The following is a 23,870-nucleotide window of genomic DNA, read 5'->3' as shown; positions in this document are numbered from 1 at the left end:
TTCAGTCGCGAGGCGAGAGCAGGTAGGTGTTGAACGCCCGGGTCTCGTCGGCGTCGTAGGCGACGGATGCCCCGTTGAGCCGGGTCACCCCGACGGCGAGCCGCACACTCGACACGAGCCACAGTGCGTCGGCGGAAGCGAGTTCGGCGATCGGGAGGTCTCGGTACTGCGTCGCCCGACCCGTCGCGGCGAGATGCTCGAAGAGGCTCTGCTGCGTGGTGCCGTGCAGGATCGCACCCGACGGTGCCGGCGTCGAGTAGACGTCGCCGTGCCGGAGGATCACGCTCGACGTCGGCCCCTCCATGACATAGCCGTCTGAAGAGACGAAGATCGTGTCGTCTGCGTCGCGTCGATGCGCTTCGCGGAGCGCGGCCATGTTCGTCGCGTAGCTCAGGGTCTTCGCCCCGAGCAGCAGCCACGGCGCACGCTCGGCCGCGTCGTGCGAGTACCCGCGGTCGAGCGTGACGACGGAGACCCCGCGCTCGCGCACCTCGCTGAAGTCCGCGGCCGGCGCCGCGTGCAGCCAGGCGGTTGGAGCCGGCCCGTGCTCGACGCCGCGGCTCAGTACGAGCTTCATCGCCCATGGGCCGGCGACGGGCAAGCTCCCGAGCGCGCGATCGATCGCGGCGCGCCATTGCGGCAGGTTCGGCTCCGGCAGTTCGCAGATGAGCGCCGAATTGCGGAGGCGCTCGAGGTGCGGCCCGGCCTCCTGCGCGTGGCCGTCGATCACCGCGATCGTCTCGAAGACGCCGTCGCCGCGTTGCGTCGACAACTCGCCGACACGCAGCGCCGGGGCCGCGGCATCGACTTCGCGGAGCGTCGAGCCGAAGTCCGTGGCGCGGGTGTCGGCGGGCACGGGTTCGATGAGCAGGGTGACGGTCTCGGGCATCTTCCGATGCTACGCGGATGCCGCGCGCACGCGCGGCTCCGGGGCATCCGTGCACCGTGGTTCGTGGTTGGCGTACGCATGAACGCGGGCCGACGCCGGAGACGAGGAAGGCCGGCCGCAGAACGCCTCTCGGCGCGAGGCCGCTCGGAGCGGCGAATATTGGAGCCCGGGGTTACTGCGGCCGGCCTCGTCAAGTGTAAACGAGGTCGGGTGCCACTTCATTCCCGAGACTCGTGGTGACGAGAATCGGGAATCAGTCGAGCGAGTCGGTGCGCCAGAGTCGTGCGCACGAAGTGAGCTCTTCGGCGAGTTGTGTCAGACGGAGGGCTCGCTTCGTGAGTTCCCGGGAGCGGACGGGGTTCGCGGCGTCGGTCGCATCGGCGTCGTCGGCGAGACTCGCCATGCCCGCCGCGGTCACCCGCGCGAATGCGGACGCTCGGTCGAGCGCGACGGCGAAGTCCCCGGTGAAGAGGCCGTGCAGGATGCGGTCGGCGAGTTCGCGGACCTCGTCAGGGCCGGCGGGGATGGCCGCACCCGCGACGACCTGGTCGATCGTGTGGGAGACCTCGGTGCCGCGCTGGAAGGCGAGGCTCAGGCCCTGCGGATCCTGCCGGATCAGGGTGCGCAGCAGGTAGACCCGCCACAGCGCACCGGGCAGGCTCCTCGGCGATGCCGGCGCCCAGAGCTCGGCGATCGCATCGATGCCGTGTTCGTCGGTGTACGTCACGAGGCGGGCGACGACCTCGGGATCGGGGTCGGCACGAACTCTCGCCAGCAACGCGGCAGCGGTGTCGTGCGCCACGCGGCTGATCTGTGCGGGATCTTCGGCGCCGAGGAACCCCTCGAACTTGCCGGATGGAAAACGAGTGGGGCGATGGAAATCGGAAGACATCGCCGCACACACTACTCGCACGAGCCGAGCTCCGCCCGGACGGGCTCAGCCGGCGAGGTCCGCCGGCGAGCTCCGCCGAGACCAAGTTTTCATCGAATCCTCCGCGCAATCGACTGCATTCACCGAATCGCCGACGAGACAAGCAGCAGACATTCGACTTCGTCGCACCGAGCGCACCCGCGAGCAGGCTATTCTGGTTCGGCGGGCCTCTAGCTCAGTTGGCAGAGCAGCGGACTTTTAATCCGCGGGTCGTCGGTTCGAGCCCGACGGGGCCCACCCAAGCGTCATTGTTCATACCGATGACACCCCCTCACTCTCGCGACGCTCCTGGCACCGCCTCGGCGGGCGTTCGAACTACTCGGCCTGGTCGACGAGCGGTACAGCGGGCGCGTTCCTGCGCACCGACTCGATGCCGCTCTTCGCGGCCGCCTTCGTCGTGCGGGCTTCGGATGCCGCCATCGTCTGACCGTTGCCGGTCTTCAGTCGGAACCTGAATCGCCCGCTCGCATCCTCGTAGAGTCCGAACGTTCCCGCCACGGCGGCTCCTCCCCAGGTGTCCCTTGCGCCCACGTCTTCGTGAGCACAATTTCACGGTAGACCTGCAGCGGCGCCCCGCGCCAGAGGCAGTCGGGAGTTGCCTCGGGCAATGTTCATGCACGAGGCATCCGCTCGCTCACCTGCAGGCGAGCGGATGTCGCGACAACAGGCTCAGCCGACGATCGAGCGGAACCCCGACATCAACGCCACCCGCTCGTCCGAAGTGCGGGCGAGTGGGGTCACGGCGAGCGTCGTGACCCCAGCTTCCGCGAACGCAGCCACCCGTTCGGCGACGTGCGACGCAGGGCCGATGAGGGAGACGGCACGCACGAGCTCGTCGGGCACGGCGGCGATCGCCTCGTCTTTGCGCCCCTCGAGATACAGGTTCTGGATCAGGGCCGCCTCGGCCTCGAAGCCGTAGTTCGAGATCAGCTCGTTGTAGAAGTTCTTGCCCCGAGCGCCCATGCCGCCCACGTAGAGCGCGAGTTGGGGCTTGACGAGCTGCAGCACCTGCTCGGGGTGGTCGGTGATCGCGAGCGCGGGGCTCGCGAAGATGTCGAGCGGTGCGAGCTCGGGCCCACGCTTGGCGGTGCCCGCGGCGAGCGCGTCGCCCCACACCCCGGCGGCACGCTCGGGGTGGAAGAACATCGGCAGCCAACCGTCGGCGATCTCGGCCGTCTGCTCGACCGATTTGAGGCCGAGCGAGGCGATCGTGATCGGGATGCGCTCGCGCACCGGGTGGTTGATGAGCTTCAGCGGTTTGCCGAGGCCCGTGCCCTCGCCTTCGGGCAGCGGGATGCGGTAGCGACGCCCATCGTGCACGACGGGCTCGCGGCGCCACACCATGCGGCAGATCTCGACGAGTTCGCGGGTGCGGCCGAGCGGCGCGTCGTAGGGCACGCCGTGGAATCCTTCGATGACCTGCGGGCCGGATGCCCCGATGCCGAGCTCGAACCGGCCGTCGGAGACGTAGTCGAGGCCGGCGGCGGTCATCGCCGTGAGCGTGGGCGTGCGCGTGTACAGCTGCAGGATGCCTGAGGCGAGCGTGATGGTCGACGTGCGGGCGGCGAGGAAGCCGAGCTGGCTGACCGCGTCGAACGAGTAGGCCTCGGGCACGGCGATCAGGTCGACGCCCGCTCGTTCGAGCTCGAGGACCTCGTCGGCGACCTCACGGAAGCCGCCCGCGTAATTCAGGAACATGCCGACGCGCATCCGAACTCCTCATCGTGTGGTGGGCCCGGCCGATCGGCCGCGGCACTCAGACCCTAACCGAGGTGCCGCGTCGACGCGGCATCCGTTGTCGCAGGTCGACTCTGCGGCGATGACGACGATCGGTTCGGTCGTGGGTTGCGGAGAACCCGCCCTGCCGTGTGCGCGCCTTCAGCACTCTCAGAGACGGATGCCGCAGGCTGGAGATCCCCGCCCGCCGCCGACGAATGGAGCCACAGTGGTCTGGAGCATCCTGCTCGACATCGCGCTCGTGCTCGTCTTCATCGGTGCCGTCGTGAACGGGTCGCGCGCGGGCCTGCTGCGCACGGCCGCCGGACTCATCGGGCTCGTCGCCGGCGGCATCGCCGCGTACTTCGTCATGCCGTGGATCGCCGGTGTCGTCGCCTGGCCCGAGTGGCGGGCACCCGCGGCGATCGCGGTCGCCATCGTGCTGCTCAGCCTCGGTGCGTGGCTCGGCGCGGTCGCGGGCCGAGCCCTCCGGCACGGAGCACGGGCAGTGAAGCTGGGGGTGCTCGACCGAGTCCTCGGTGCTCTCGGCAACCTGCTCGTCACGGCGTTCGTCGTCGCACTCGTCGCTTCAGGGGTCTCGGCGATGGGTGTCCCCGTGCTCTCCCCCGCGGTGGCCGGATCGCGGGTGCTGCAGACCCTCGACGCCGTCACACCGGCACCGACCCGCACACTCCTCGCCGAGATCCGCACCGCCGCGCTCGGCGAGGGCATCCCCTGGCTCGTCGACGTGCTCGACGGCCCGACGGAGAGCCCGGCACTGCCCACGTTCGAGGTCGACGATGCCGAGCTCGCCCGCGCCGCGGCATCCGTGGTGCGCGTCACCGGCAGCGCGTTCCAGTGCGGCTCGACCCTCTCGGGCAGCGGCTTCGTGGTCGCATCCGACCGCATCGTGACGAACGCCCACGTCGTTGCCGGCGTCACCGAGCCGATCGTCGAGGCACCGGGCCAGCCCGCGCTTCCCGGACGGGTCGTGGCCTACGACGACACGAACGACCTCGCGCTCATCGCCGTCGACGGACTCGCGACGCCGCCCCTCGCGCTCGCAACGGCAACACCGGGCCAAGAGGTCGCCGTCGCCGGCTACCCCTTCGGCGGGCCGTTCGAGTTGCGCCCGGCGAACGTCATGGCGAGTGGGCCACTCACGATCTCGGTCGCCGACGGCACCTCGACGCGCGACGTGATGACGCTCGCCGCCGACGTGGACCACGGAAATTCGGGCGGGCCGGTGCTCACGGGAGACGGCGCCGTGGGCGGGGTCGTCTTCGCGAAATCGGAGGCCGTCGACAACGTCGGATTCGCGATTCCCACATCGACGCTCGCTCCACTCGCGAGCGACGCGCCGAATCTCAGCAGGGCTGTGGACTCGGGTTCCTGCGTCGCCGGGTGAGGCCCGTGCCTTCTCGGCCGCGGGCGAAGAGCGCTCGCGCCGTTCGATGAGGGAAGCGGGCGGCCCGCAACGATCGTTATCTAGAGTCCTGGAGCGCAACCGCAGGCTATGACCTTCGGTTCCGTGTCGTGGACGGGTGTCCAGCTCGGGGTCTGGACTGAACAGGGTGCTCTGACCGATGAAGGTCCTCAGATATCAACAGGCTGTTGACAACGTGATGTTGGTGCTGTCAGGGTTGCTGCATGGTTCCTGCTGTTCCGAATGAATTTGATGAGTTGAACGAGCTGGACTCGGCGCGGCGACAGCTGTGCGAGTCCGGTGCCGACGGGTTGCCTCCGCTCCCGTGGCTGCCACCGGGGGCCATGCCCGACGATGTGACCCTGCTGCGGTTTGCCATGTGGCGAGCGAACTCGACTGTCGGGGAAGCTTCTCACGACGATCTTCGAGCCGCGTTGAAGCTGCTGGAGTCGGCACGAGCTGACCTCGATGCCCTCGAATCAGGTTTGATGCTGATCGCGAGGGCAGAGGGATTGACCTGGCCCGACATCGCCAAGCAATTGGGAGTGAAGTCTCCGCAGGCGGCCCAGCAACGCTTCCAGCGGGTGTCGACTCGCGCCCAGGCCGGCGACGTCGTGGAGCAACCAGAATGACAGCTGAACGATCCGATACGACGTGGCAGTCCCGTGACGAGTTGCTGGTGCTTCACGCGGTCCGCCTCGCCGGGTTCGCGGACACTGAGGCGGTCGCTGACCGCGTCGACCTGCCAGCCAACATCGTCCGTGACACTCTCCGCGTCCTCGAAGGGCAGCACCTGATTGAGCGCATGGCGTTCGCTGACTCCGGTGGCTGGATTCTCACGGAAGCGGGCAAGAGTCGCGACGGCGAACTGCTACAGGAAGAACTTGAGGCATCCGGAGCGCGACCCGTCCTCCAAGCCACGGCTGAGGACTTCGAGGGCAGCGTCAATCCCCGCCTCGTCCGGGCGGTGACCGACTGGCAGCTTCACTCTTCCGCTGACCGGACGGACCGCAGTGTGGAGGTGTTGCGGGAGCTGACGGACTTAGCCGATGCTCTCAGCGACCTCATAGCTGAACTGGATGCCCGGCTTCCGCGATTCAGCCGGTACCCGCGGCAGTTCTCGGCGGCCTTGGAGAAGGCTCGCGCGGGTGACCATCAGTGGGTGGCAGGCGTGGGCCGGCTCTCTTGCCACATCGTGTGGGCAGAACTCCATGAGGATCTGTTGTCCAGTCTCGGTCACGACCGTTCCTCGGAACCACATGAAGGAGGACGGTGATGGCTGCTCGCACTGTTTATTTCGTGCGCCACGGGGCGGCCGACGCCTGGGGCCAGTTGACCGACGAGGGTCGGGAACAGTCCCGATTGATCGGCCAGCGACTCGCCCGGTTGCCCATCGACGTCGTGTGGCATTCCCCGCTGCCACGGGCGGTCGAGAGTGCCGAGATTATCGCAGCGGAGATGCGGCGCGTACTGGTCAACGAGGCCGCCGAACTCGTCGACCATGTCCCGTTCGTCCCTGACCGCGAAGACCTCTCACCCTCATGGGTGGGATTCTTCGACGGCTACGACCGCAGCGAAGCCGATGCCGGTCGAAGGACCGCAGACGGCCTGGCGGCACGGTTCGGCACGCCGAACACGCGGGCACAGCGCCCGACCCACGAGGTAGCCGTGACCCACGCGTACCCGATCGCCTGGATGGTGCGCGATGCACTCAGTGCCCCACCTGCCCGATGGATGTCGCTGGCCGGTGTCGCCAACACTGGGCTCACGGTGATCGAACACACCGACGGGGAACCCCCTGGCGTGGTGATGGTCAACGACATGTCTCACCTGCCCGCCGAACTGCGGTGGACAGGCTTTGCCGGCGGGAGACAGCTGTGAACATCGTGGACCTCGTCGACGCCGATCACTTGACTGCCGGTGGCAAAGCCGCCCCCTTGGCCGGGCTGACACGGGCTGGCTTCAAAGTACCTACCGGTTTCGTGGTGCCAGCAACCACCTACCGAGCCGCGGCCACGGCACTTGGCCTCACCGAACTCTCCACCGATCACGCCGAAGAGGCTCGATCACGAATCCTGCGCTCTCGCCTCCCGGACGGCGTTGTCGATGACGTCTCCCGGGCGTTGGAGCGCATCACCGACGGGGCACCGACTGACTACGTGGCCGTGCGTTCATCCTCGATCGCTGAAGACAACGCCCACGCATCTGCCGCAGGACAGCATGACAGCTTCCTTGTCCTGCGCGGAACCGAGCAGGTATGCCAGGCGATCCTGAAGTGCTGGGCCTCGCTGTGGACCGATCGCGCTGCCGCGTACCGAGCCCGCCAAGCCCGGCAGGCACCAGTCGACATGGCCGTGCTCGTCCAACGGTTCGTGGATGCCAGCGTCTCCGGGATCATGTTCACCGGCACTACCAGCGTGATCGAAGCCTCGTGGGGCATCGGAGAACGGCTCGTCGCCGGCCACGTCACTCCGGATTCCTGGCGCGTCAGAGACTCTGGCATCGTCGAGCGCCGACTAGGACTCAAGACCGAGCGCACCGACCGCTACGACGGGTATCTCGTCACTCGATCCACAGTGCCGACAGAGCAGAAGGAGCCCTGTCTCACGGACCGCGACGTTCTGCGCTTGCACGCCCTCGGCAAAGAGGTCTCCAGCACGTTGGGTGGTCCCAGAGACATCGAATGGGCCATCACGGATGACACGACGTGGGTCCTTCAAGCCCGACCCGTGACGGCAGTCGTCCCTGACTCCACAGCACCGTCCCTGACGGCCGCCGGCGATGTCACCATCACCGGAGTGCCAGCCAGTCCAGGAGTGGCCTCCGGTCCCGTCCGCCTGGTCCGCGGACCAGGCGACTTTCCTAAGGTCAAGCGCGGGGATGTGCTGGTCTGCCGCCACACCGATCCTGCGTGGACACCGCTGTTCACCATTGCATCGGCAGTGGTGACCGAAATAGGTGGAGTGCTCTCCCATGCAGCGATCGTCGCCAGGGAAGTCGGGATACCCGCCGTACTCTCAGTCCCACGAGCGCCCGAGCTCCTCAACCCTTCGTCCGTGGTCATCGTCAATGGCAACACCGGCCACATCTCGCTGTGAAGCGGCCCGCTCTCCTGAGCGCGTTCTACCAGCACGCCGCCCGCCACGGCATCGACCTCGGGGAGCTGCTCAGGACGTGGCAGCCTGCCGGAGGCCGTAGCTCGGGGTGGAAGCCGTTCTTGCACCACATCAGCAAGGGCAAACCGCAAGCGCGGCGGGCCATCGTGCTGAGTGCGCAACGCAAGCTCCCGCGCGTGCTCAGCGCCGTCGAGGTGCAGACGATCCTCGATGCCTGTGCCCATCTGCGCGATCGGTTCCTGTTCGCCGTGCTTTTCGACACCGGGATGCGGATCGGGGAAGCGCTAGGCCTGCGACATGAGGACATCGCCGCGGCCGAGTCCCAGATCACGGTCCAGCGCCGGGTCAATGACAACGGTGCCCGCTCCAAGTCACGCAACCCGCGGACGGTGCCGGTCAGCGCGGAACTGATCCGGCGCTACGCCGACTACCTGCACCTGGAGTACGGCGACCTGGACTCCGACTACGTCTTCGTGAACCTGTGGGGCCGACCCCATGGTCACCCGCTGACCTACACGGCGGTCTACGACCTGGTCACGCGTCTGCGCCGGCGCACCGGGATCGACTTCGATCCGCACTGGTACCGCCACACCGCCGCCACCCGGATGCTGCGCGACGGCGTGCCGATCGAGATCATCTCCAAGCTGCTCGGCCACGCCGACATCACCACCACTGCCGCCGTCTACGGGCACCTGAGCGCCGAGGACGCCCGCAGGGCGCTGGAGGAAGCGGGCTGGTTCACCGGCCGGGAGGTGCAGTTGTGAGCTCGCCCATCCCGCTGGTGCCGGACCAGTCATCGAGGACCGGCCGCGAGCGGCGCCGAACGTCCCGTCAGGCCAGCAGCTGGGACGCGGAGTACGGCAAGGACGTCTGGCAGCTGCGTGAGCTCGGCATCAAGGACAGGCGGCTCGCCCGGATCACCTTCGAGGACATCCCGCAGCCCTGGCTGAAGGCCTTGGCGAAACGTTGGGCCCGGTGGCGCCTGGCCACGGGACTCGGGGTGGTCAGCGTCTCCTCCGGCACACGGGCGATCACGCACTTCGGGCAGTTCCTCATGGACGCCGCCCCTTCCGTCCAGGGGCTGGCAGACCTGGACCGGGAGATGTTGGAGCGCTACCTCGCGCACCTGCACACCCGGTTCTCGGGCACCGTGACCCACCACATGCTGAAAGGAAGCCATCCGGCAACCGCGCGCGCTGAGCGAAACCGTGATGGCCCAGCTGGAGAACCCGGACAACCTCGCCAAGTGGAACAACCCCAGCTACGAGCTGATCCTGATGGGGTGCGGGCTACGCATCACCGACACCGTCCGCCTGCCGACCGACTGCATCGCCTACGACGGTGAGGGAGCGCCCTACCTGCGCTACCTCAACCACAAGATGAAACGCGAGGCCCTGGTGCCCATCGACGCCGACCTCGCCCAGGCCATCACCGCGCAGCGCCGCCGGCTCCAGGAGCGGTGGCCGGCTGGTACGCCCTGCTCTTCCCGTGAGTCACCGACAACGACGACGGCCGCGAGTCGGTCGGTGACGGGGCCTACCGAAAGGCGCTGCACCGGTGGCTCAAGCGCTGCGACGTCCAACGGCTTCTGCGGGCTGCCGGTCCAGCAGTCCTGCCCACACGCGAACCCGTGCCTGAGCTGCCCGATGTTCATCACCACCTCGGAGTTCCTGCCCGAGCACCGCCAGCATCGTCAGCAGGTCGTGCAGATCATCACCGCGGCCGAAGCCCGCGGTCAGCAAAGGCTGATCGAGATGAACCAGCACGTCCTGGGAAACCTCGACCAGATCATCACCACATTGGAGAACGACCAGGACGGCGAGGCAAGCACCTGATGCATGCCGATAACAGCCATCACCTGATCGCCGCCGCCCAACTGCGTCACGAGGCCACGCGCGCCAAAGCCACCCAGGCTCTTCGTGACCTCGACCGCGAAGGCGGGGCGGTCACCTTCCAGATCGTCGTGCAGAAAGCGCAAGTCTCACGTTCCTGGCTCTACACCCAGCCCGACATCTGCGCCGAGATCCGCCGACTCCGCGACCTCCAGCAAGGAGCCAGCGACGCACCGCTGCCCGCGTCGCAACGTTCCACCGATGCGTCCTTACGACGCCGCCTCGACCACGGCACGGTGACGAGGCCGAGCCGCTTGATGGACGGCTCAAGATAACCGCGTCCACCAGGAAGACTTCCGATCCGCTGAGTCTCGTGCTGGACGTCATGACCACGTCTGACCCGACTCTAGATAACGACGGTTTGTGAGCGTGGTCGGTACCGGTCGTTATTGAGTGTGCCGATGATGCTGCCGGTCGAATGTGCCCTTCTGAGTCAGGGCTAGCACCGTTTTGTTTTGATTGGTGATTGGGAACGGCGACCACTTGAGAGTTCAGCGACCTCTGCGCGTGTAGGCGCGGAGCGACAATGGGACGAAGATCACCAGCAGCGCGGTCGACCAGAGCAGGACAGCGGTCACCGGATGCGCGAGGGGCCATGCCATGTCTCCGGATGGCGCGCCCGGGTTGCCAAACAGTTCCCGTGATGCTGCGGTAAGCGCGCTCACCGGGTTCCAGTCCGCCAGAAAGCGGAGCCACCCCGGCATACCGCCGGTCGGGACGAACGCGTTCGACAGCATCGTGAACGGCAGGCCCAAGGGCACCATCGCGTCAGCAACCTGCTCGTTCTTCACCGATAGGCCCACGCAGACGCCTACCCAGCTCAGCGCGTACCGCATCAGGATCATCAGAAGGAATGCCTGGGCCGTGGGGATCAGGCCATGGTGCGGCTGCCAACCAACCAGCAGGCCCGCGACCACCATGATGGCCAGCATCAGCAGACCGATGAGCAAGTCGCCGCCGGTCTGCCCGAACGGTACTGCCAAGCGCGTCATCGGCATGGAGCGGAACCGGTCCATCACCCCGCGGGAGGCGTCGTTCGCCATCCGCGTCATGACCGCCGTCACCCCGGAGAAGGTCACCATAGCGAACAGCCCGGGCATGAGGTACTCGCGGTAGTTGCCGCCATTCGGCACCTGGATAGCACTGCCGAACACGTACCCGAACAGCACCACCATGATGGCCGGAAAGATTAGCGCAGCGATGAGCTCCGCGGGCTCCTGGCGCAGTCGCGCCAGCTCGCGGCCGATCAGGGTCAGCCCGTCAGAGAATGTCCAGCGCAGGCTCCGCAACGGGGTGTGGGTCGTCATTGTACGGATTCCTTTCGGTCCGTGAGGCGCAGGAACACCTCATCGAGGGTGGGGTGACGTAGCCGCACGTCGGCCGCGGCGATGTTGGCGCGGTGGAGCTCACGCACGATATCGGCGAGGCGCACCGAGCCGCCGGGCAAGGCGACACTGAGCCCGTCGGTGCCCGTCAACGTCGGTTCGCTCCCCGTCAGCGCGTTCAGTACGGCTGCTGCTGGACGTAGCGCGGCAGGATCTTCAACGACAACGTCGAGACGGTCCCCGATCACCGCCTTGAGCTCGTCGGGAGTGCCCGTGGCAATAACCTGTCCGTGGTCGACGATGGCGATGGCGTCGGCCAGCTGGTCGGCCTCCTCCAGATATTGCGTGGTCAGCAGCACCGTGGTGCCGTCGGCCACCAACTCGCGAACGCTGTCCCAGATCTCGCCACGGCTGCGCGGGTCCAGGCCAGTGGTCGGCTCGTCCAGGAAGAGTACCTCGGGGCGCAGGATGAGACAGGTGATCAGGTCGAGGCGACGACGCATGCCTCCGGAGTAGCCGGCAACCTGCCGATCGGCGGCGTCCGTCAGGCTGAACCGGTCGAGCAACTCGTCGGCCCGCCTGTGCGCCTCACGTCGAGACAGATGGTAGAGGCGCCCAAACATGCGCAGGTTGCTGCGGCCGGTGAGCTTCTCGTCCACGGCGGCGTATTGACCGGCGAGTCCGATCCTCGCGCGCACCTGGCCGGCGTCGCGGACTACGTCATAACCGGCGATGCGGGCGTGCCCCGAATCGGGATCTGACAAGGTCGCCAGAATGCGAACCGCGGTCGTCTTCCCTGCACCGTTGGGTCCCAGCACGCCGCAGACCGTTCCCCGCGGGACGCTCAGGTTCAGGCCCCGTAGGGCGTGGGTGTCGCCGAACGACTTGTGCAGTCCCTCGGCAAGCACGATGGGATCCGACATGATGATGCCCTCCAGCTGGGTACGGTGTACGCGGTTATGCGTTCACACTAGGCTAGTGGGTACAATGTACGCAAGCGAGAGGGGAATGGTGACCGACGCCGAGTATGTGAGCATCTGGATGCGGCCCGAACAGCCCGCCCGCGGACCCAAGCCGCTGTACAGCCGTGCGCAGATCACGGCGGCGGCCGTCCGGCTCGCCGACGCCGAGGGGCTCGAGGCCGCCACCATGCGGCGGATCGCCGCCGAGATCGGCGCCAGCGCGATGTCTCTCTACAGGTACGTCCCGAGCCGAGACGACCTGGTCCAGCTCATGACCGACCGGGTGTTGGGTGAGATCGACGTCACGGACATGCCCTCGGGCGACTGGCGCGTTGACCTGACCCGCTACGCCGACAGGCTGCGGGCCATGTGGTTGCGGCACCCATGGATCGCCACCACCCAACGGTCACTCCCCAGCTTGGGCCCCAAACAGCTGCTCTTGATTGAACGGCTGATGGGCGTGCTTGACCCTGTGGTCTCCATCGACGAGAACCTCAGCCTCATCGCCATGCTGAAAGGCTACGTCGAGGGCACGGTCCGCGAGGAGATCAGCTCGGCTGAAGAAATGCGTCGCAGCGCGCTCAGCGAGTCGGAGTGGATGGCACAGAGCTCCCGGTACGTCGACCTACTAATCGAGAGCGGGCGGTTCCCGATCTTCACCAAGATCGTGATGGAAGCCCGCCAGCCGCACATGAGCCGCGGTGATCAGTTCGCAAGCGGGCTCCAGCGCGTCCTCGACTGCATCGCCGCGGCCCTCCCATCAAACGACCACGGTGATGCAGCTCTCGGGTGAGAACGCGAGGATCAGCGAATCCAAGGTTTCACAATCGACCGGTTCTGAGCACGCTCTCAAACCGTCGTTTCTGGACACAGATCGAGACGGCCAGTCACCCGGCAGATATAACGAATGCGATCACCCCGCAGCTGACCCCAACGACGATCATCGCGACAATACCCGTGGCATGAATCCCGTGCCTACGTTGCGGGATCCGTGAACCGATCAAGAGTGTCGCCATCGCGACCAGCACCACCGCGACGGCACCGGCCAGGCTCCAAGCAGTCTGTACGGCGTAGTCCGGCACTGGTCGTGGAGGCATCACGGGCGGGAGAGCGAATCGCAGGTTGGCGAGCCAGAGGAGCAGTCCGCTGAGCAGCATTGCGATAATCGCAATCGCCCACGGCCAATGGATTGGCTTCTTACCGCGTTGCCAGCCCGTCCCTGCCATCCTGGACTCCCCCGTCACACCCTGAGAGAGATCATCCCCGATGTGTTCGAGAGGTCGGAACCAGCCGCCAAGGTCGTTATATAGAAGCGATGCGCGATCGATGACGAACAGAAACGAGGGCGACCCAACGTTTCGCTCAGAAATGACCGTTTGTGAATGCTGCCTGCCGAGTGGTCATAGCGCTGCCAAATCGAGAGCCAATGCTCACGATCGAACGTTGCCTGCCAGAACCCGGGTCCTCGACTTCGCGACCCTCCGTTGCAGGCACGACCGTGATCGGATGCACCCGAATCCCCTCGAAGCGGAAGATGCCTCGTCGAGAGAGAGGCCTGCGCCTATTCCGCCGTGAACCCCTCGAAACGGATGCCCCACGAGACCTGCCACTCCTCGCCCGGGTCAAGCCAACGCAGGCCCCGGCCCGAGTTGAACGCCTCGGCGGGCGCCGTCATCGGCTCGACGGCGATTGCGACATCGCCGTCTTCGCCCGGGAACTCACGCGAGGTGTACACCTGCACGTAGTCGAACTCGTCGTCGGCCCAGATCGAGACGCTGCGGCCGTCGGGCGCGGTGAGCGTGTGCAGCACCTGGCCGTCTTCGCTCGCGAGCTCGCCGAAGGCGTCGTCGAGGGAGACATCGCCGACCCTGCGGCCCTCACGGAAGTCCCACTCGGTGCCATCAACGGGCACCTCGCCCGTGGGCAGCAGCCGGTCGTCGACCTCGATGTGACTCGCGGCGTCGAGACGCAGGGTGAGGTCGGCTGTCGGCACGCCGCCGATCTTCAGGTAGGGATGGGTGCCGATCGCGACGGGCGCGGTGTCGGCGCCGAGGTTCTCGACGAAGTGCGTGACTCGCAGCCCGTCGGCCACGAGCTCGTAGTGCACAGCCGTGCCGAGCAGGAACGGATAGCCGAGCTGCGGATACACCGTCGCCGCAAGGGTCACGGAGTCGCGCTCGCGGGAGATCGGCTTGTATTCGGTGTAGCGCAGCAGGCCGTGGATGGCGTTGGCTCGCGCCGGCTCGGTGATCGCGAGCTGGTGCTCGACGCCCTCGTGGCTCCACCGCCCGTCGCGGATGCGGTTCGGCCACGGCACGAGCACGATGCCGGCGCCCATGGGCGGCGCCTGGTCTTCTGGGAACGACGGCACGAGATCGATGCCGTTGATGCTGAGGGTGCGGAGGCCTGCGGCGACGGCGGTGATCGTCGCGCGGATGTCCCCGCTCGACGTCGACGTCTCGAGGGCGAATTGCTCGCCCGTGGGAAGGGTCATGGATCCACTCTAGAGTCTCGTGAGCAGTGCACCGCGAGCCCCTCGTCCTCGAGCTCCGCGACGATCGCCTGCGGCGCAGCGGCATCCGTGACGAGCGCGTCGAAGGCATCGATGGGAGCGACCCTGCCGAGATGGACTTCGCCGAGCTTCGTCGCGTCGGCGACGACGACCGAGCGCGCAGCGGCTCTCATCATGAGCGCCTTCACCGCCGCCTCGGGCAGGTTCGCGTTGGTCACACCGTGCACGGGGTCGACGCCGTTGCAGCCGATGAAGGCCAGGTCGACGTGCACCTCATCGAGCATCGAGCCCGCGAGGGGGTGCACGAGCGAGTGCTGCTTCGGCCGCAGCGTGCCGCCGGTGACGACGACCGTGAAGCGCGGGATCTCGGCCTCGAGCTCGAGCGCGATCGAGAGCCCGTTCGTGAAGACGACGACGTCGTCGAGCTCGGTGCGGGCACGCAGAGCACGAGCGACCTGCAGCGTCGTCGTGCCGACGTCGAGGATGATGCTCTGTCCGCTCTTGACGAGTGAAGCCGCGAGCTCGCCGATGAGCCGCTTCGGAACCACGGATGCCTCGAGCGCCTCTTCGAAGCTCGGCTCTCGTTCGGGCCGCGCGGTCGCAAGCGGCGAGGAGACCGGCACGGCCCCGCCGTGCACGCGCCTGATGCCTCCCTGGCGTTCGAGCGCGTCGAGGTCCGCGCGGGCGGTGACGGTGGTGACGCCGAATGCGGCGCTGAGCTCTGCGACGCGCACGAAGCCGCGTTCGGCGACGAGAGCCAGCGCGAGCTCCCGCCGCCGTAGCGCGTCGGGCTGCCCGCTCGCGCGCGCCGTTGCATCAGTCATAGGGGAATCATGCGGCCTGCCGGGCTACTTTGCAATACGAAACCAAGTTGTTTGCGAAACGAAAGGCGCGTAGGGTGTGCCGCGTGACCGACTCGAACGACGTCGCCGGAGCGGCATCCGCCCCGCTCGTCGACCCCCGCATCGCTGTGACCACGACCAAGCTGGGCGACGGGCGCGAACTCATCTACTTCGATGACGCCGACTCGACACTGCCGCCCGGGCGCGGCGTCGACGAGCGGGTGCTCGACCCCCGCCCGGCGAACGCCGAGATGCGACAGGACCCGCTGACGGGCGAGTGGATCTCGATCGCCGCAGCCCGGCAGAACCGCGTCTTCCTGCCGCCCGCCGACCTCGACCCGCTCGCGCCGCAACGACCGGGCAACCCCTCGGAAATTCCGAGCAACTACGACGTCGCCGTCTTCGAGAACCGTTCGCCGTCATTCGGGCCGGCGCTCGGCGAAGCGGATTCCTCGAATACCGACGCCCTCGCCGATCTCCGGCGCGTCGGACTCGAGCGCACGCACCCCTCGATCGGCCGCTGCGAGGTCGTCTGCTTCAGCCCCGAGCACGAGGGATCGTTCGGCACACAGACGCGCTCCCGTGCGCGCACCGTGATCGAAGCGTGGGCGCAGCGCACCGCAGCCCTCTCGGCGCTGCCGGGCGTGCAGCAGGTGTTCCCGTTCGAGAACCGCGGGCGCGAGATCGGCGTGACGCTCGGTCACCCCCACGGCCAGATCTACTCGTACCCCTACGTGACGCCGCGCACCGAGCGACTGCTCGCCTCGATCGACGCCTACGGGCCCACGCTCTTCGCCGACCTGCTCGAACGCGAACGGAACGGACCGCGCGTCGTGCTCACGGGCGAGCACTGGACCGCCTTCGTGCCGTTCGCCGCCCGGTGGCCGATCGAGGTGCACCTCCTCCCCCACCGCCAGGTGCCCGATCTCGCTGAGACGAGCCTCGCCGAACGCGACGAACTCGCGTCGATCTACCTGCGGCTGTTGCGCGGAATCGACCTGCTCTACGACACGCCCACGCCGTACATCGCCGCGTGGCACCAGGCGCCGGTGCACGAACGACGCGACGACGTGCGACTCATGCTGCAACTGACGAGTCCGCGGCGAGCCGCTGACCGGCTCAAGTACCTCGCCGGGTCGGAAGCGGCGATGGGAGCATGGATCGGGGACGTCCCCCCGGAAGCCCAAGCAGAGGCGCTGCGCGCCGCGATCGGAAAGGCCGAAGTATGAGCGAGGCGGCACACGGGTTCGCAGAATGGTTCGGCCGGAGCCCTGCCGGCGTCTGGTCGGCGCCCGGGCGAGTCAACCTCATCGGCGAGCACACCGACTACAACGACGGATTCGTCTTCCCCTTCGCGATCGACCGGCGTACCGCAGTCGCCCTCGGCGACCGCGACGACCGTGTCATCCGCGTCGCCTCGACATTCTCGCCTGAGGCCGTCACCATCCACCTCGACGAGCTGACTCCAGACGCCGTCACCGGCTGGGCCGCATACCCGCTCGGCGTCGCATGGGCGCTCGGCGAATTCGGTGCCGACCTCGAACACGTGCGGGGCGTCGACCTCTACATGGCGTCCGACGTGCCGATCGGCGCAGGCCTGTCGTCTTCGGCCGCGATCGAATGCGCCGTCGCACTCGCTCTCGACGAGCACTGGGGTCTCGGCTTCGACCGGCCCACGCTCGCGAAGGTGGGCCGCCTCGCCGAGAACCGGGCGGTCGGCGCACCGACGGGCATCATGGACCAGTCGGCATCGCTGCTGGGTGAAGCCGACGCCGGAGTCTTCCTCGACTGCCGCAGCCTCGACGCCGACGTCATCCCGCTCGGCTTCGACGCCGACGGACTCTCGGTGCTCGTGATCGATACCCGAGTCGCGCACGAGCACTCCTCGGGCGGGTACGCCGCCCGCCGGGCGTCGTGCGAGGCCGGGGCCCGGGCGCTCGGGGTCGACTCTCTCAGGGACATCCGACCCGCCGACCTCGAACGAGCTGCCGAGCTGCTCGACGACGAAACCTTCCGCCGCGTGCGTCACGTTGTCACCGAGAACCAGCGCGTGCTCGACACCGTGCGCACGCTGCGCGAACACGGTCCCGGCGCGATCGGGCCGTTCCTCGACGCCTCCCACGTCTCGATGCGCGACGACTTCGAGATCTCGGTACCCGAACTCGACCTCGCCGTCGCGACCGCGCAGGCCACCGGGGCGATCGGCGCTCGGATGACCGGTGGCGGCTTCGGCGGCGCGACGATCGCGCTCATGGTCGACGCACTCGTGCCGGTCGTGACGCGCGAGGTGCTCGCGGCGTTCGCCGAACAGGGCTACCGCGAGCCGTCGTTGTTCACCGTGCATGCCGCCCAGGGCGCACGACGCGACGCCTGACCGCTCGAGGATCGGGCCGGGCTCCGGTGAACCGCGCCGGGGCGGTCATGTTTCAGCCTCCGCAACGGCACGCGCACTCGTCGACACAGCCGCGGCTTGCCCAGCACGGGTCGGGGCATTCGCACGTCATCTCGATGAGTGCCGCAGCATGCTGTGCCGAGCTTCGCACTCGCGTGTCGAGCCGCGTTCGATTGAGCGTCTCGAGCGAGCGTCGCGTCGGCTGGTCGTCGATCGAATGGACACCCGACATGGATCGCCGTCGATCACGCTCAGCACGCTGGTGGTACCACGCCGTGCGCCTCGTCTCGTCTCGATGAGCCGTGAGCCACGCCGATCGCGGGCGGTCGGCCATTGTCCTGACATCCAGATGCGTGGGCAGCCGCCGACCTGCGCGATCGCGAATCGCATCGGGATCGATCGCTCGAACCTCGGTGCCGTCTCCGTCCATCACGGCGATGCGCATGCCCGCGACGCCGAGGATGCGCTGCAGCAGTTCGAGATCGACACCGGACCGCGACGCCTCGATACGCGCGATCTGCGACTGATCGCGCCCGACCGCCGCCGCGAGCTCTCGTTGGCTCAGATCGCAGGCGCGGCGAACGCGCATCACCATGCCCGCCACATCGATCCCCGATCGAATGCCGGGCACTCTCCGTTCGCCATTAGATTCGCGATCGGATTCGCGGCCAGATTCGCGATCACCAGCCCTCTGACGACCCCCAGTCGATTCTCCGTTCATGCGCGCCTCCTGGGAAGGAGCATGGCAAACCCCACCGACATCGACACCCGCGCAATGTCACAGGCACCCTCCGGCGCCCGCCGGCAACTCCCCGGCGAGGGCAGCCCCGAAGTGCTCGACGCATCAGACCGGCCCGGTCCACAACGTTCACACGTTGATGCGCTGGACGCATCAACACCAGAACAGACCCACCACGCTCACACGTTCACACGTTGATGCGCTGGACGCATCAACACCAGAACAGACCCACCACGCTCACACGTTCACACGTTCACACGTTCACACGTTCACGCGTTGATGCGCTGGACGCATCAACACCAGAACTGCTGTGCCGAAGGCGCCGTGCTCGCGATGTCGTTGACCGGGGCGAGCCACGGAATGGAACGGAACGGAACGGAACGGAACGGCACGGCACGGCACGGCACGAAGATGTCAGCCACGCGACGGAAGTGCGCACAGTTGGCGTCGAGGCGGGATCGGCGCCGAGGCGGCGCTGAGGAGCAGCGGAGGCGGCGCCGAGGATCCGTGGAGGCGGCGAGAAGCAAGGACGCTACGCAGCGCCCGTGTCGGCCCCGCCCGTGTCCGCCGCGCCCGTGTCCGCCCCGCCCGTGGTCGCCCCGCCCGTGCCCGCCGCGCCGGTATCCCGCGCGCCCGTACTCGTCGCGCCTCCATCCACCGTGCCCCTCGCCTTCGCAGGCTCGACTGTTGGAGGCTCGACCGAACTCGGCGTGCCGCCCGTGATGCGCACCAGCTCGTCGAACGAGGTCGGGAACACGGTCTTCGCGTGGCCCGCTGCAGCCCAAACGACCGGGAACTCAGCGAGCTGCACATCGACGATCGTGCGCACCGGCGAGGGGTGGCCGAGCGGTGCGACTCCGCCGATCACCTGACCGGTCGCCTCTTTCACGGTCTCTTTCGAGGCACGACGGATGACGCCGCCGAGGGTCTCGCCGAGCCAGTCGGTGTCGACCCGGTGCGATCCGGAGGTCAGTACGAGGATCGGCTCCTCGTCGAGCGTGAAGACGAGCGAGTTCGCGATCTGACCGACGACGACGCCGAGGGCATCGGCGGCGAGCTGGGCGGTGGTGACCGCGTCGTCGAACCAGACGATCTCGGGTGCGAGCCCGTGCCCGGCGAGGGCTTCGGAGACACGGTCGACAGCGGGGTGCACGGGTGACGGCATGCGGATGATCCTAGCGACGACGCCCGGGCGGGTTGCCCCGGTTGCCCGGTTGGGAGCGGCACGGGACATCCGTTCGCCGGTGCATGAAACGTTCGCGGGCATATGAAAGCCGGATGAAAGCGCCCCACGGCAGGCTCGTCTCCGCAGTGAAGGGACTGCCACGACGGATGGGGCACCGATGGGGATTGGGATGATTGGGATGCAGTTGGCGGCGGCGATCGTCGCGGGCACGATGACGTTCGGGGCGCCGGTGCCGGACCCGCACCAGTTCGACGACCCATGCGAGATCACGGGGATCGACGTCTGCGAGATGGGTGCCCGAGAGACCGGTGAGCGTGCGAACTCACGGGCCACGGCGGTTGCGCGGGTCGGCAACCTCGCATTCGACGTCACGGCCGAGATCAGCCACACCGAGTCTCGCGAGGGCGTCGCCTACTCGGCGGCGCTCATCGCGGGCACGAGCCGGCTCGTGGTGCACGACCGCTCGGACGACGGTCACGACGCCCGGGCGGAGGTGGTCGTCGACGGCCACTTCCGCACCCGCTTCGTCAGCCCCCCGACCGACGGCGAGGTCACGATCGACCTGAACGAAGAACTCGGACTCGTGGACGGCAGCGCCGTCGCAATCCGCGTCTGCATCGAACAGCATGCCTGCTCGCCGTGGGCCCGTGGCACCACGTGACGAGGCCACGACCGACGCCCTGAGCGGCACCCTGCGGGTCACCGATATGCCCTAAAGTGCGAGCGTGAGCCAACCCTCCCTCGCCCGTCGACTCGGATTGGGCGACGCCGTCGCGATCGGACTCGCGGCGATGATCGGCGCCGGCGTCTTCGCCGCGTTCGCGCCCGCTGCACAGGCCGCGGGCGCGGGCCTCATGATCGGCTTGGCGATCGCAGCGTTCGTCGCCCTCGCCAACGCGGGTTCGACCGCGCAGCTCGCCGCCCGGTACCCGGAGTCGGGCGGTGCGTACCGCTACGGCCGAGAACGACTCGGCGAATGGCCCGGATTCCTCGCCGGGTGGAGCTTCGTGATCGGCAAGACCGCGAGCTGCGCAGCGATGGCCATCACCTTCGCCGCCTACCTCGCGCCTCTGGAATGGCAGCGTCCACTCGCGGTGCTCGCCGTGATCGCGATCGCCGCCCTGAACCTGCGTGGCATCACCCGCACCGCCCGGGCGGCGACCGTCATCGTCATCGCCGTGCTCGCCGTGCTCGTGCTCGTCATCACGGCCGGTGCGGCCGCGACCTTCAACGGCACGGGCGCGATCACGAACGAGCCGACGGTGTTCGGCACCGAACTGCTCGACCATGGATGGTTCGGCATCCTGCAATCGGCCGGACTGCTCTTCTTCGCGTTCGCAGGGTACGCGCGCATCGCGACCCTCGGTGAAGAAGTGCGGGAACCGGCACGCACCATCCCCCGGGCGATCGGCATCGCGCTCGGCATCGCCGTGGTCGTGTACGCCGCCGTCGGGGCGGTCGCCCTCGGCACCCTCGGGGCCGAGGGGCTCGCGGCATCCGTTGCCCCACTCGTCGACGTCGTCGGGGCCGCAGGCTGGCCGTGGGCGGCCCCGATCGTGCGCATCGGAGCCGCCGTCGCCGCGCTCGGGGCGCTGCTCGCACTCATCGCGGGCATCGGTCGCACTGCCCTCGCGATGGCGCGCGACGACGAGCTGCCGCGGGCGCTCGCCAGGGTGCATCCGCGTTTCCAGGTGCCGCACATCGCCGAGATCGCCGTCGCGCTCGTCGTCATCGTGCTCGTCGCCACCGTCGACCTCCGCGGGGCGATCGGGTTCTCCTCGTTCGGCGTGCTGCTCTACTACTTCGTCGCGAATGCCGCGGCGCTCACCCAGCCGAGACAGGAACGACGGGTACCGCGGGCCCTCTCGGTCGCGGGGGCGATCGGATGCCTCGTGCTCGTCGCGACCCTGCCGCTCGTCTCGATCGTGGCGGGCGTCGCCGTGCTCGCCGTCGGCGCTGCGTACCGGCTCATCGCGCGAGGTGCGCGAGGTGCGCGGTCACGCCGGGGCGGGTCGCCCGATCGCCCGCGCGTAGGCTGACGGCATGACTGCAGACCCCTCGGCTCGCATCCTGACCATCGCCGGGGTGCCGGCACCCGTGCTCGACGAGACCGCCTTCGTTGCAGCCGGCGCAGTCATCGTCGGCGACGTGCGGCTCGCCGCCGGTTCGAGCGTCTGGTACAACGCAGTGCTCCGCGCCGAGGCCGAACCGATCAGCCTCGGCGAAGACGCGAACCTGCAGGACGCGGTCGTCTGCCACGTCGATGCGGGCTACCCACTCACCATCGGACGCGGCGTCTCGGTCGGCCACGGCGCGGTGCTCCACGGCTGCATCGTCGAAGACGACTGTCTCATCGGCATGAGCGCGACAGTGCTCAACGGCGCCGTGATCGGCGCCGGATCCCTCGTCGCTGCCGGTGCCGTGGTACTCGAGGGCACGGTCGTGCCGCCGGGTTCACTCGTCGCAGGGGTGCCCGCGAAGGTGCGCCGCGAACTCAACGACGTCGAACGCACGGGCATCAAGCGCAACGCCGCGGCGTACCTCCGCCATGTCGAGGCGCACTCCGCGCCCGTCGACTGAACGCTCGGCGCCCCGAAGGGATTCACGCCTCGACGGCGGGTCACGCCTCGACGGGACCGGTCCGGAATTCGATGACGCGACGGCGCACCTTGCGCACACGACGCACCACCCACCGCGCCGGAATCGCGACGAGCATCGACAGGGCACCCACGATCGAACGATCGTGCTCACCGAGCATGCGCTTGCGCTCGAAAGCTCGACGCAGCGCACCGCCGGTCAGGTTGTGCGCCCGATCACGCGGGGCGAGGGCCGTCGCCGCACGACGCGCGAGGAGCGCGTCGAGGTGCTGCACCCAGTCGTCGTGCTCGCGCCCGTGGAAGTAGTTCTCCGCGAGCCACCCCGAATCGGGGTGACGGGTCGACCAGTCGGCGAGCGCTTCCGCGTTGCCGAACAGGCCGCTGCCCTCGAACACCGTGTTGATGAGCTTCGGCTCCACCCCGAACTCGCCGACGAGCAGCGCGGGCAGGCCCGCCGCGACGGCCTCGAGCACTGCCGTCGAACTCACCGTCACGAGACCCGCGGCACGCGTTAGCTGCGCCGACATCGGCCCGTCCTCCACGACGAGGTTCGGCGGCAGCGTGCCGCCGAGTTCGCGTCGCACCTCGGTGTCGGCGAGCAAATCGGCGTAGTCGAACGCTTCGGCGTGCGTCTGCGCCTCACCTCGACGCGCCCGCACCTTCACCACAACCCGACGCGAGGGGCGTCGCCGCGCGGCATCGGCGAGCCAGCCGAGCAGCCGCACCCGATCCTCGCGCTCAGCGGGCACCTTCGCCTGCGCCGCGAAGACGAGGTCGGTTCGGGATTCGTCGGCCGCGACATCCGCCAGCGCCTCATCGGGGAGGAACGGGAGCGTCGCCAGACCGAACTCGACCTCGACGCCGAGGCTCTCGGCGTTCGCACGGAACTCGCGCACCTCACGGCGGCTGTGCAGCACGATGAGATCGACCTGCTCGCGATACACGATCGCCTTCGGCTCGGCGGGGATCGTCAGTCCGGGGAAGCCGCTCACGAGCACCGGTCGATCGGGGCCCCTCCCCACGAGCGGGGCGACGACCCGCACCAGCGGTCCGCGCAGCGCGAGCAGTACGACCTCGGGGCGAGCAACTGCGAGGCGCGACTCCAACTCATCGAGGCGAAGGGTTTCCACTCCCTCCGGCGTGAACGTCGAGCCGGCGAGCGCGGCGCGCAACTGGCGGGCGCTCGGCTTCACGGGCGTCTGCAGCACGACGATTTCGGCCTGCCACGTCGCGGGCAGCCTCGACGCGAACGCGGCGCCCCACTTGACGTACGAATCCGAGTCGGCGACGACGAGCAGGCGTCGGCCCGGGCCAGGGCTCACAGGGCCGGCGCTCACAGGGCCGC

25 protein-coding genes and 1 tRNA gene are annotated in these 23,870 nt (G+C 68.2%); 15 read left to right on the top strand and 11 right to left on the bottom strand.

Going from position 1 to position 23,870, the window contains the following annotated elements; all coding sequences use genetic code 11:
• Position 1: 1 nt before the first annotated feature.
• On the bottom strand, positions 2-889 hold the full coding sequence (locus AC1C2S_RS13735; protein ID WP_495353074.1) for an aminodeoxychorismate lyase: 888 nt from the start codon (positions 887-889) through the stop codon (positions 2-4).
• Between the two features lie 253 nt (positions 890-1,142).
• Positions 1,143-1,781, bottom strand: a complete 639-nt coding sequence (locus tag AC1C2S_RS13730) for a DNA-directed RNA polymerase subunit beta (protein ID WP_495353073.1) — start codon at positions 1,779-1,781, stop codon at positions 1,143-1,145.
• Positions 1,782-1,984: 203 nt separating this feature from the next.
• Between AC1C2S_RS13730 and AC1C2S_RS13725 the strand changes: the two genes are divergently transcribed.
• Positions 1,985-2,057, top strand: a tRNA-Lys gene (locus AC1C2S_RS13725).
• Positions 2,058-2,135: 78 nt separating this feature from the next.
• Here AC1C2S_RS13725 and AC1C2S_RS13720 read toward each other — a convergent pair.
• Positions 2,136-2,318 (bottom strand): YegP family protein, encoded by a 183-nt coding sequence (locus AC1C2S_RS13720; protein WP_495353072.1) that lies wholly within the window; start codon positions 2,316-2,318, stop codon positions 2,136-2,138.
• Between the two features lie 171 nt (positions 2,319-2,489).
• Positions 2,490-3,530 carry an LLM class F420-dependent oxidoreductase gene (locus tag AC1C2S_RS13715; protein ID WP_495353071.1) on the bottom strand — a complete coding sequence of 347 codons (1,041 nt, stop codon included), beginning with the start codon at positions 3,528-3,530 and terminating at the stop codon, positions 2,490-2,492.
• Positions 3,531-3,765: 235 nt separating this feature from the next.
• Between AC1C2S_RS13715 and AC1C2S_RS13710 the strand changes: the two genes are divergently transcribed.
• From AC1C2S_RS13710 to AC1C2S_RS13675, 8 genes are all read left to right on the top strand, one after another.
• Positions 3,766-4,944 carry a MarP family serine protease gene (locus tag AC1C2S_RS13710; RefSeq protein ID WP_495353070.1) on the top strand — a complete coding sequence of 393 codons (1,179 nt, stop codon included), beginning with the start codon at positions 3,766-3,768 and terminating at the stop codon, positions 4,942-4,944.
• 242 nt (positions 4,945-5,186) lie between these two features.
• Positions 5,187-5,594: a hypothetical protein gene (locus tag AC1C2S_RS13705; protein WP_495353069.1), complete on the top strand. Its 408-nt coding sequence runs from the start codon at positions 5,187-5,189 to the stop codon at positions 5,592-5,594.
• A complete protein-coding gene (locus tag AC1C2S_RS13700; RefSeq protein WP_495353068.1) occupies positions 5,591-6,238 on the top strand; it encodes a transcriptional regulator in 648 nt (215 codons plus the stop codon). The genes AC1C2S_RS13705 and AC1C2S_RS13700 overlap by 4 nt, the downstream gene beginning before the upstream one ends.
• Positions 6,238-6,843, top strand: coding sequence for a histidine phosphatase family protein (locus AC1C2S_RS13695; RefSeq protein ID WP_495353067.1), 606 nt, complete (start codon positions 6,238-6,240; stop codon positions 6,841-6,843). The genes AC1C2S_RS13700 and AC1C2S_RS13695 overlap by 1 nt, the downstream gene beginning before the upstream one ends.
• Positions 6,840-8,060 carry a PEP/pyruvate-binding domain-containing protein gene (locus AC1C2S_RS13690; RefSeq protein ID WP_495353066.1) on the top strand — a complete coding sequence of 407 codons (1,221 nt, stop codon included), beginning with the start codon at positions 6,840-6,842 and terminating at the stop codon, positions 8,058-8,060. Before AC1C2S_RS13695 ends, AC1C2S_RS13690 begins: the two co-directional genes overlap by 4 nt.
• Before the next feature lie 119 nt (positions 8,061-8,179).
• Positions 8,180-8,842, top strand: a complete 663-nt coding sequence (locus AC1C2S_RS13685; protein ID WP_495353065.1) for a tyrosine-type recombinase/integrase — start codon at positions 8,180-8,182, stop codon at positions 8,840-8,842.
• A 447-nt stretch (positions 8,843-9,289) separates the two neighbouring features.
• Complete coding sequence (locus AC1C2S_RS13680) at positions 9,290-9,913, top strand: hypothetical protein (protein ID WP_495353064.1); 624 nt, start codon at positions 9,290-9,292, stop codon at positions 9,911-9,913.
• Positions 9,913-10,245, top strand: coding sequence for a DUF6262 family protein (locus tag AC1C2S_RS13675; RefSeq protein WP_495353063.1), 333 nt, complete (start codon positions 9,913-9,915; stop codon positions 10,243-10,245). Before AC1C2S_RS13680 ends, AC1C2S_RS13675 begins: the two co-directional genes overlap by 1 nt.
• 216 nt (positions 10,246-10,461) lie before the next feature.
• Here AC1C2S_RS13675 and AC1C2S_RS13670 read toward each other — a convergent pair whose 3' ends face one another.
• Together AC1C2S_RS13670 and AC1C2S_RS13665 are read right to left on the bottom strand one after the other, a co-directional pair.
• Complete coding sequence (locus tag AC1C2S_RS13670) at positions 10,462-11,277, bottom strand: ABC transporter permease (protein ID WP_495353062.1); 816 nt, start codon at positions 11,275-11,277, stop codon at positions 10,462-10,464.
• On the bottom strand, positions 11,274-12,218 hold the full coding sequence (locus AC1C2S_RS13665) for an ATP-binding cassette domain-containing protein (RefSeq protein WP_495353061.1): 945 nt from the start codon (positions 12,216-12,218) through the stop codon (positions 11,274-11,276). Before AC1C2S_RS13665 ends, AC1C2S_RS13670 begins: the two co-directional genes overlap by 4 nt.
• A gap of 88 nt (positions 12,219-12,306) precedes the next feature.
• Between AC1C2S_RS13665 and AC1C2S_RS13660 the strand changes: the two genes are divergently transcribed.
• Positions 12,307-13,050, top strand: a complete 744-nt coding sequence (locus tag AC1C2S_RS13660) for a TetR/AcrR family transcriptional regulator (RefSeq protein WP_495353060.1) — start codon at positions 12,307-12,309, stop codon at positions 13,048-13,050.
• Between the two features lie 768 nt (positions 13,051-13,818).
• On the opposite strand, the gene AC1C2S_RS13655 is transcribed toward AC1C2S_RS13660, so the two are convergent.
• Both AC1C2S_RS13655 and AC1C2S_RS13650 read right to left on the bottom strand, forming a co-directional pair.
• Positions 13,819-14,751, bottom strand: coding sequence for an aldose 1-epimerase family protein (locus AC1C2S_RS13655; protein WP_495353059.1), 933 nt, complete (start codon positions 14,749-14,751; stop codon positions 13,819-13,821).
• Complete coding sequence (locus AC1C2S_RS13650) at positions 14,748-15,593, bottom strand: DeoR/GlpR family DNA-binding transcription regulator (protein ID WP_495353058.1); 846 nt, start codon at positions 15,591-15,593, stop codon at positions 14,748-14,750. Before AC1C2S_RS13650 ends, AC1C2S_RS13655 begins: the two co-directional genes overlap by 4 nt.
• 140 nt (positions 15,594-15,733) lie before the next feature.
• Between AC1C2S_RS13650 and galT the strand changes: the two genes are divergently transcribed.
• Both galT and galK read left to right on the top strand, forming a co-directional pair.
• Positions 15,734-16,840, top strand: a complete 1,107-nt coding sequence (galT, locus tag AC1C2S_RS13645) for a galactose-1-phosphate uridylyltransferase (protein WP_495353256.1) — start codon at positions 15,734-15,736, stop codon at positions 16,838-16,840.
• Positions 16,837-17,985 (top strand): galactokinase, encoded by a 1,149-nt coding sequence (gene galK, locus AC1C2S_RS13640; RefSeq protein WP_495353057.1) that lies wholly within the window; start codon positions 16,837-16,839, stop codon positions 17,983-17,985. Before galT ends, galK begins: the two co-directional genes overlap by 4 nt.
• Before the next feature lie 52 nt (positions 17,986-18,037).
• Here galK and AC1C2S_RS13635 read toward each other — a convergent pair whose 3' ends face one another.
• Both AC1C2S_RS13635 and AC1C2S_RS13630 read right to left on the bottom strand, forming a co-directional pair.
• The gene (locus AC1C2S_RS13635) at positions 18,038-18,592 is read right to left on the bottom strand and encodes a helix-turn-helix domain-containing protein (RefSeq protein ID WP_495353255.1); all 555 of its coding nucleotides are present in this window, start codon (positions 18,590-18,592) and stop codon (positions 18,038-18,040) included.
• A gap of 682 nt (positions 18,593-19,274) precedes the next feature.
• Positions 19,275-19,907, bottom strand: a complete 633-nt coding sequence (locus tag AC1C2S_RS13630; RefSeq protein WP_495353056.1) for a YbaK/EbsC family protein — start codon at positions 19,905-19,907, stop codon at positions 19,275-19,277.
• 199 nt (positions 19,908-20,106) lie between these two features.
• On the opposite strand from AC1C2S_RS13630, the gene AC1C2S_RS13625 reads away from it, so the two are divergent.
• The 3 genes from AC1C2S_RS13625 to AC1C2S_RS13615 all read left to right on the top strand — a co-directional run bounded on the left by AC1C2S_RS13625 (position 20,107) and on the right by AC1C2S_RS13615 (position 22,508).
• Complete coding sequence (locus AC1C2S_RS13625; RefSeq protein WP_495353055.1) at positions 20,107-20,589, top strand: hypothetical protein; 483 nt, start codon at positions 20,107-20,109, stop codon at positions 20,587-20,589.
• Between the two features lie 64 nt (positions 20,590-20,653).
• Positions 20,654-21,967 (top strand): APC family permease, encoded by a 1,314-nt coding sequence (locus tag AC1C2S_RS13620; RefSeq protein WP_495353054.1) that lies wholly within the window; start codon positions 20,654-20,656, stop codon positions 21,965-21,967.
• A gap of 4 nt (positions 21,968-21,971) precedes the next feature.
• Positions 21,972-22,508: a gamma carbonic anhydrase family protein gene (locus AC1C2S_RS13615; RefSeq protein WP_495353053.1), complete on the top strand. Its 537-nt coding sequence runs from the start codon at positions 21,972-21,974 to the stop codon at positions 22,506-22,508.
• A 40-nt stretch (positions 22,509-22,548) separates the two neighbouring features.
• Here AC1C2S_RS13615 and AC1C2S_RS13610 read toward each other — a convergent pair whose 3' ends face one another.
• The gene (locus AC1C2S_RS13610) at positions 22,549-23,862 is read right to left on the bottom strand and encodes a DUF6716 putative glycosyltransferase (RefSeq protein ID WP_495353052.1); all 1,314 of its coding nucleotides are present in this window, start codon (positions 23,860-23,862) and stop codon (positions 22,549-22,551) included.
• Between the last annotated feature and the right edge of the window lie 8 nt (positions 23,863-23,870).

Source organism: Agromyces sp. Y782, assembly GCF_059445405.1.
This window is presented reverse-complemented; position numbering and strand designations above follow the sequence as displayed.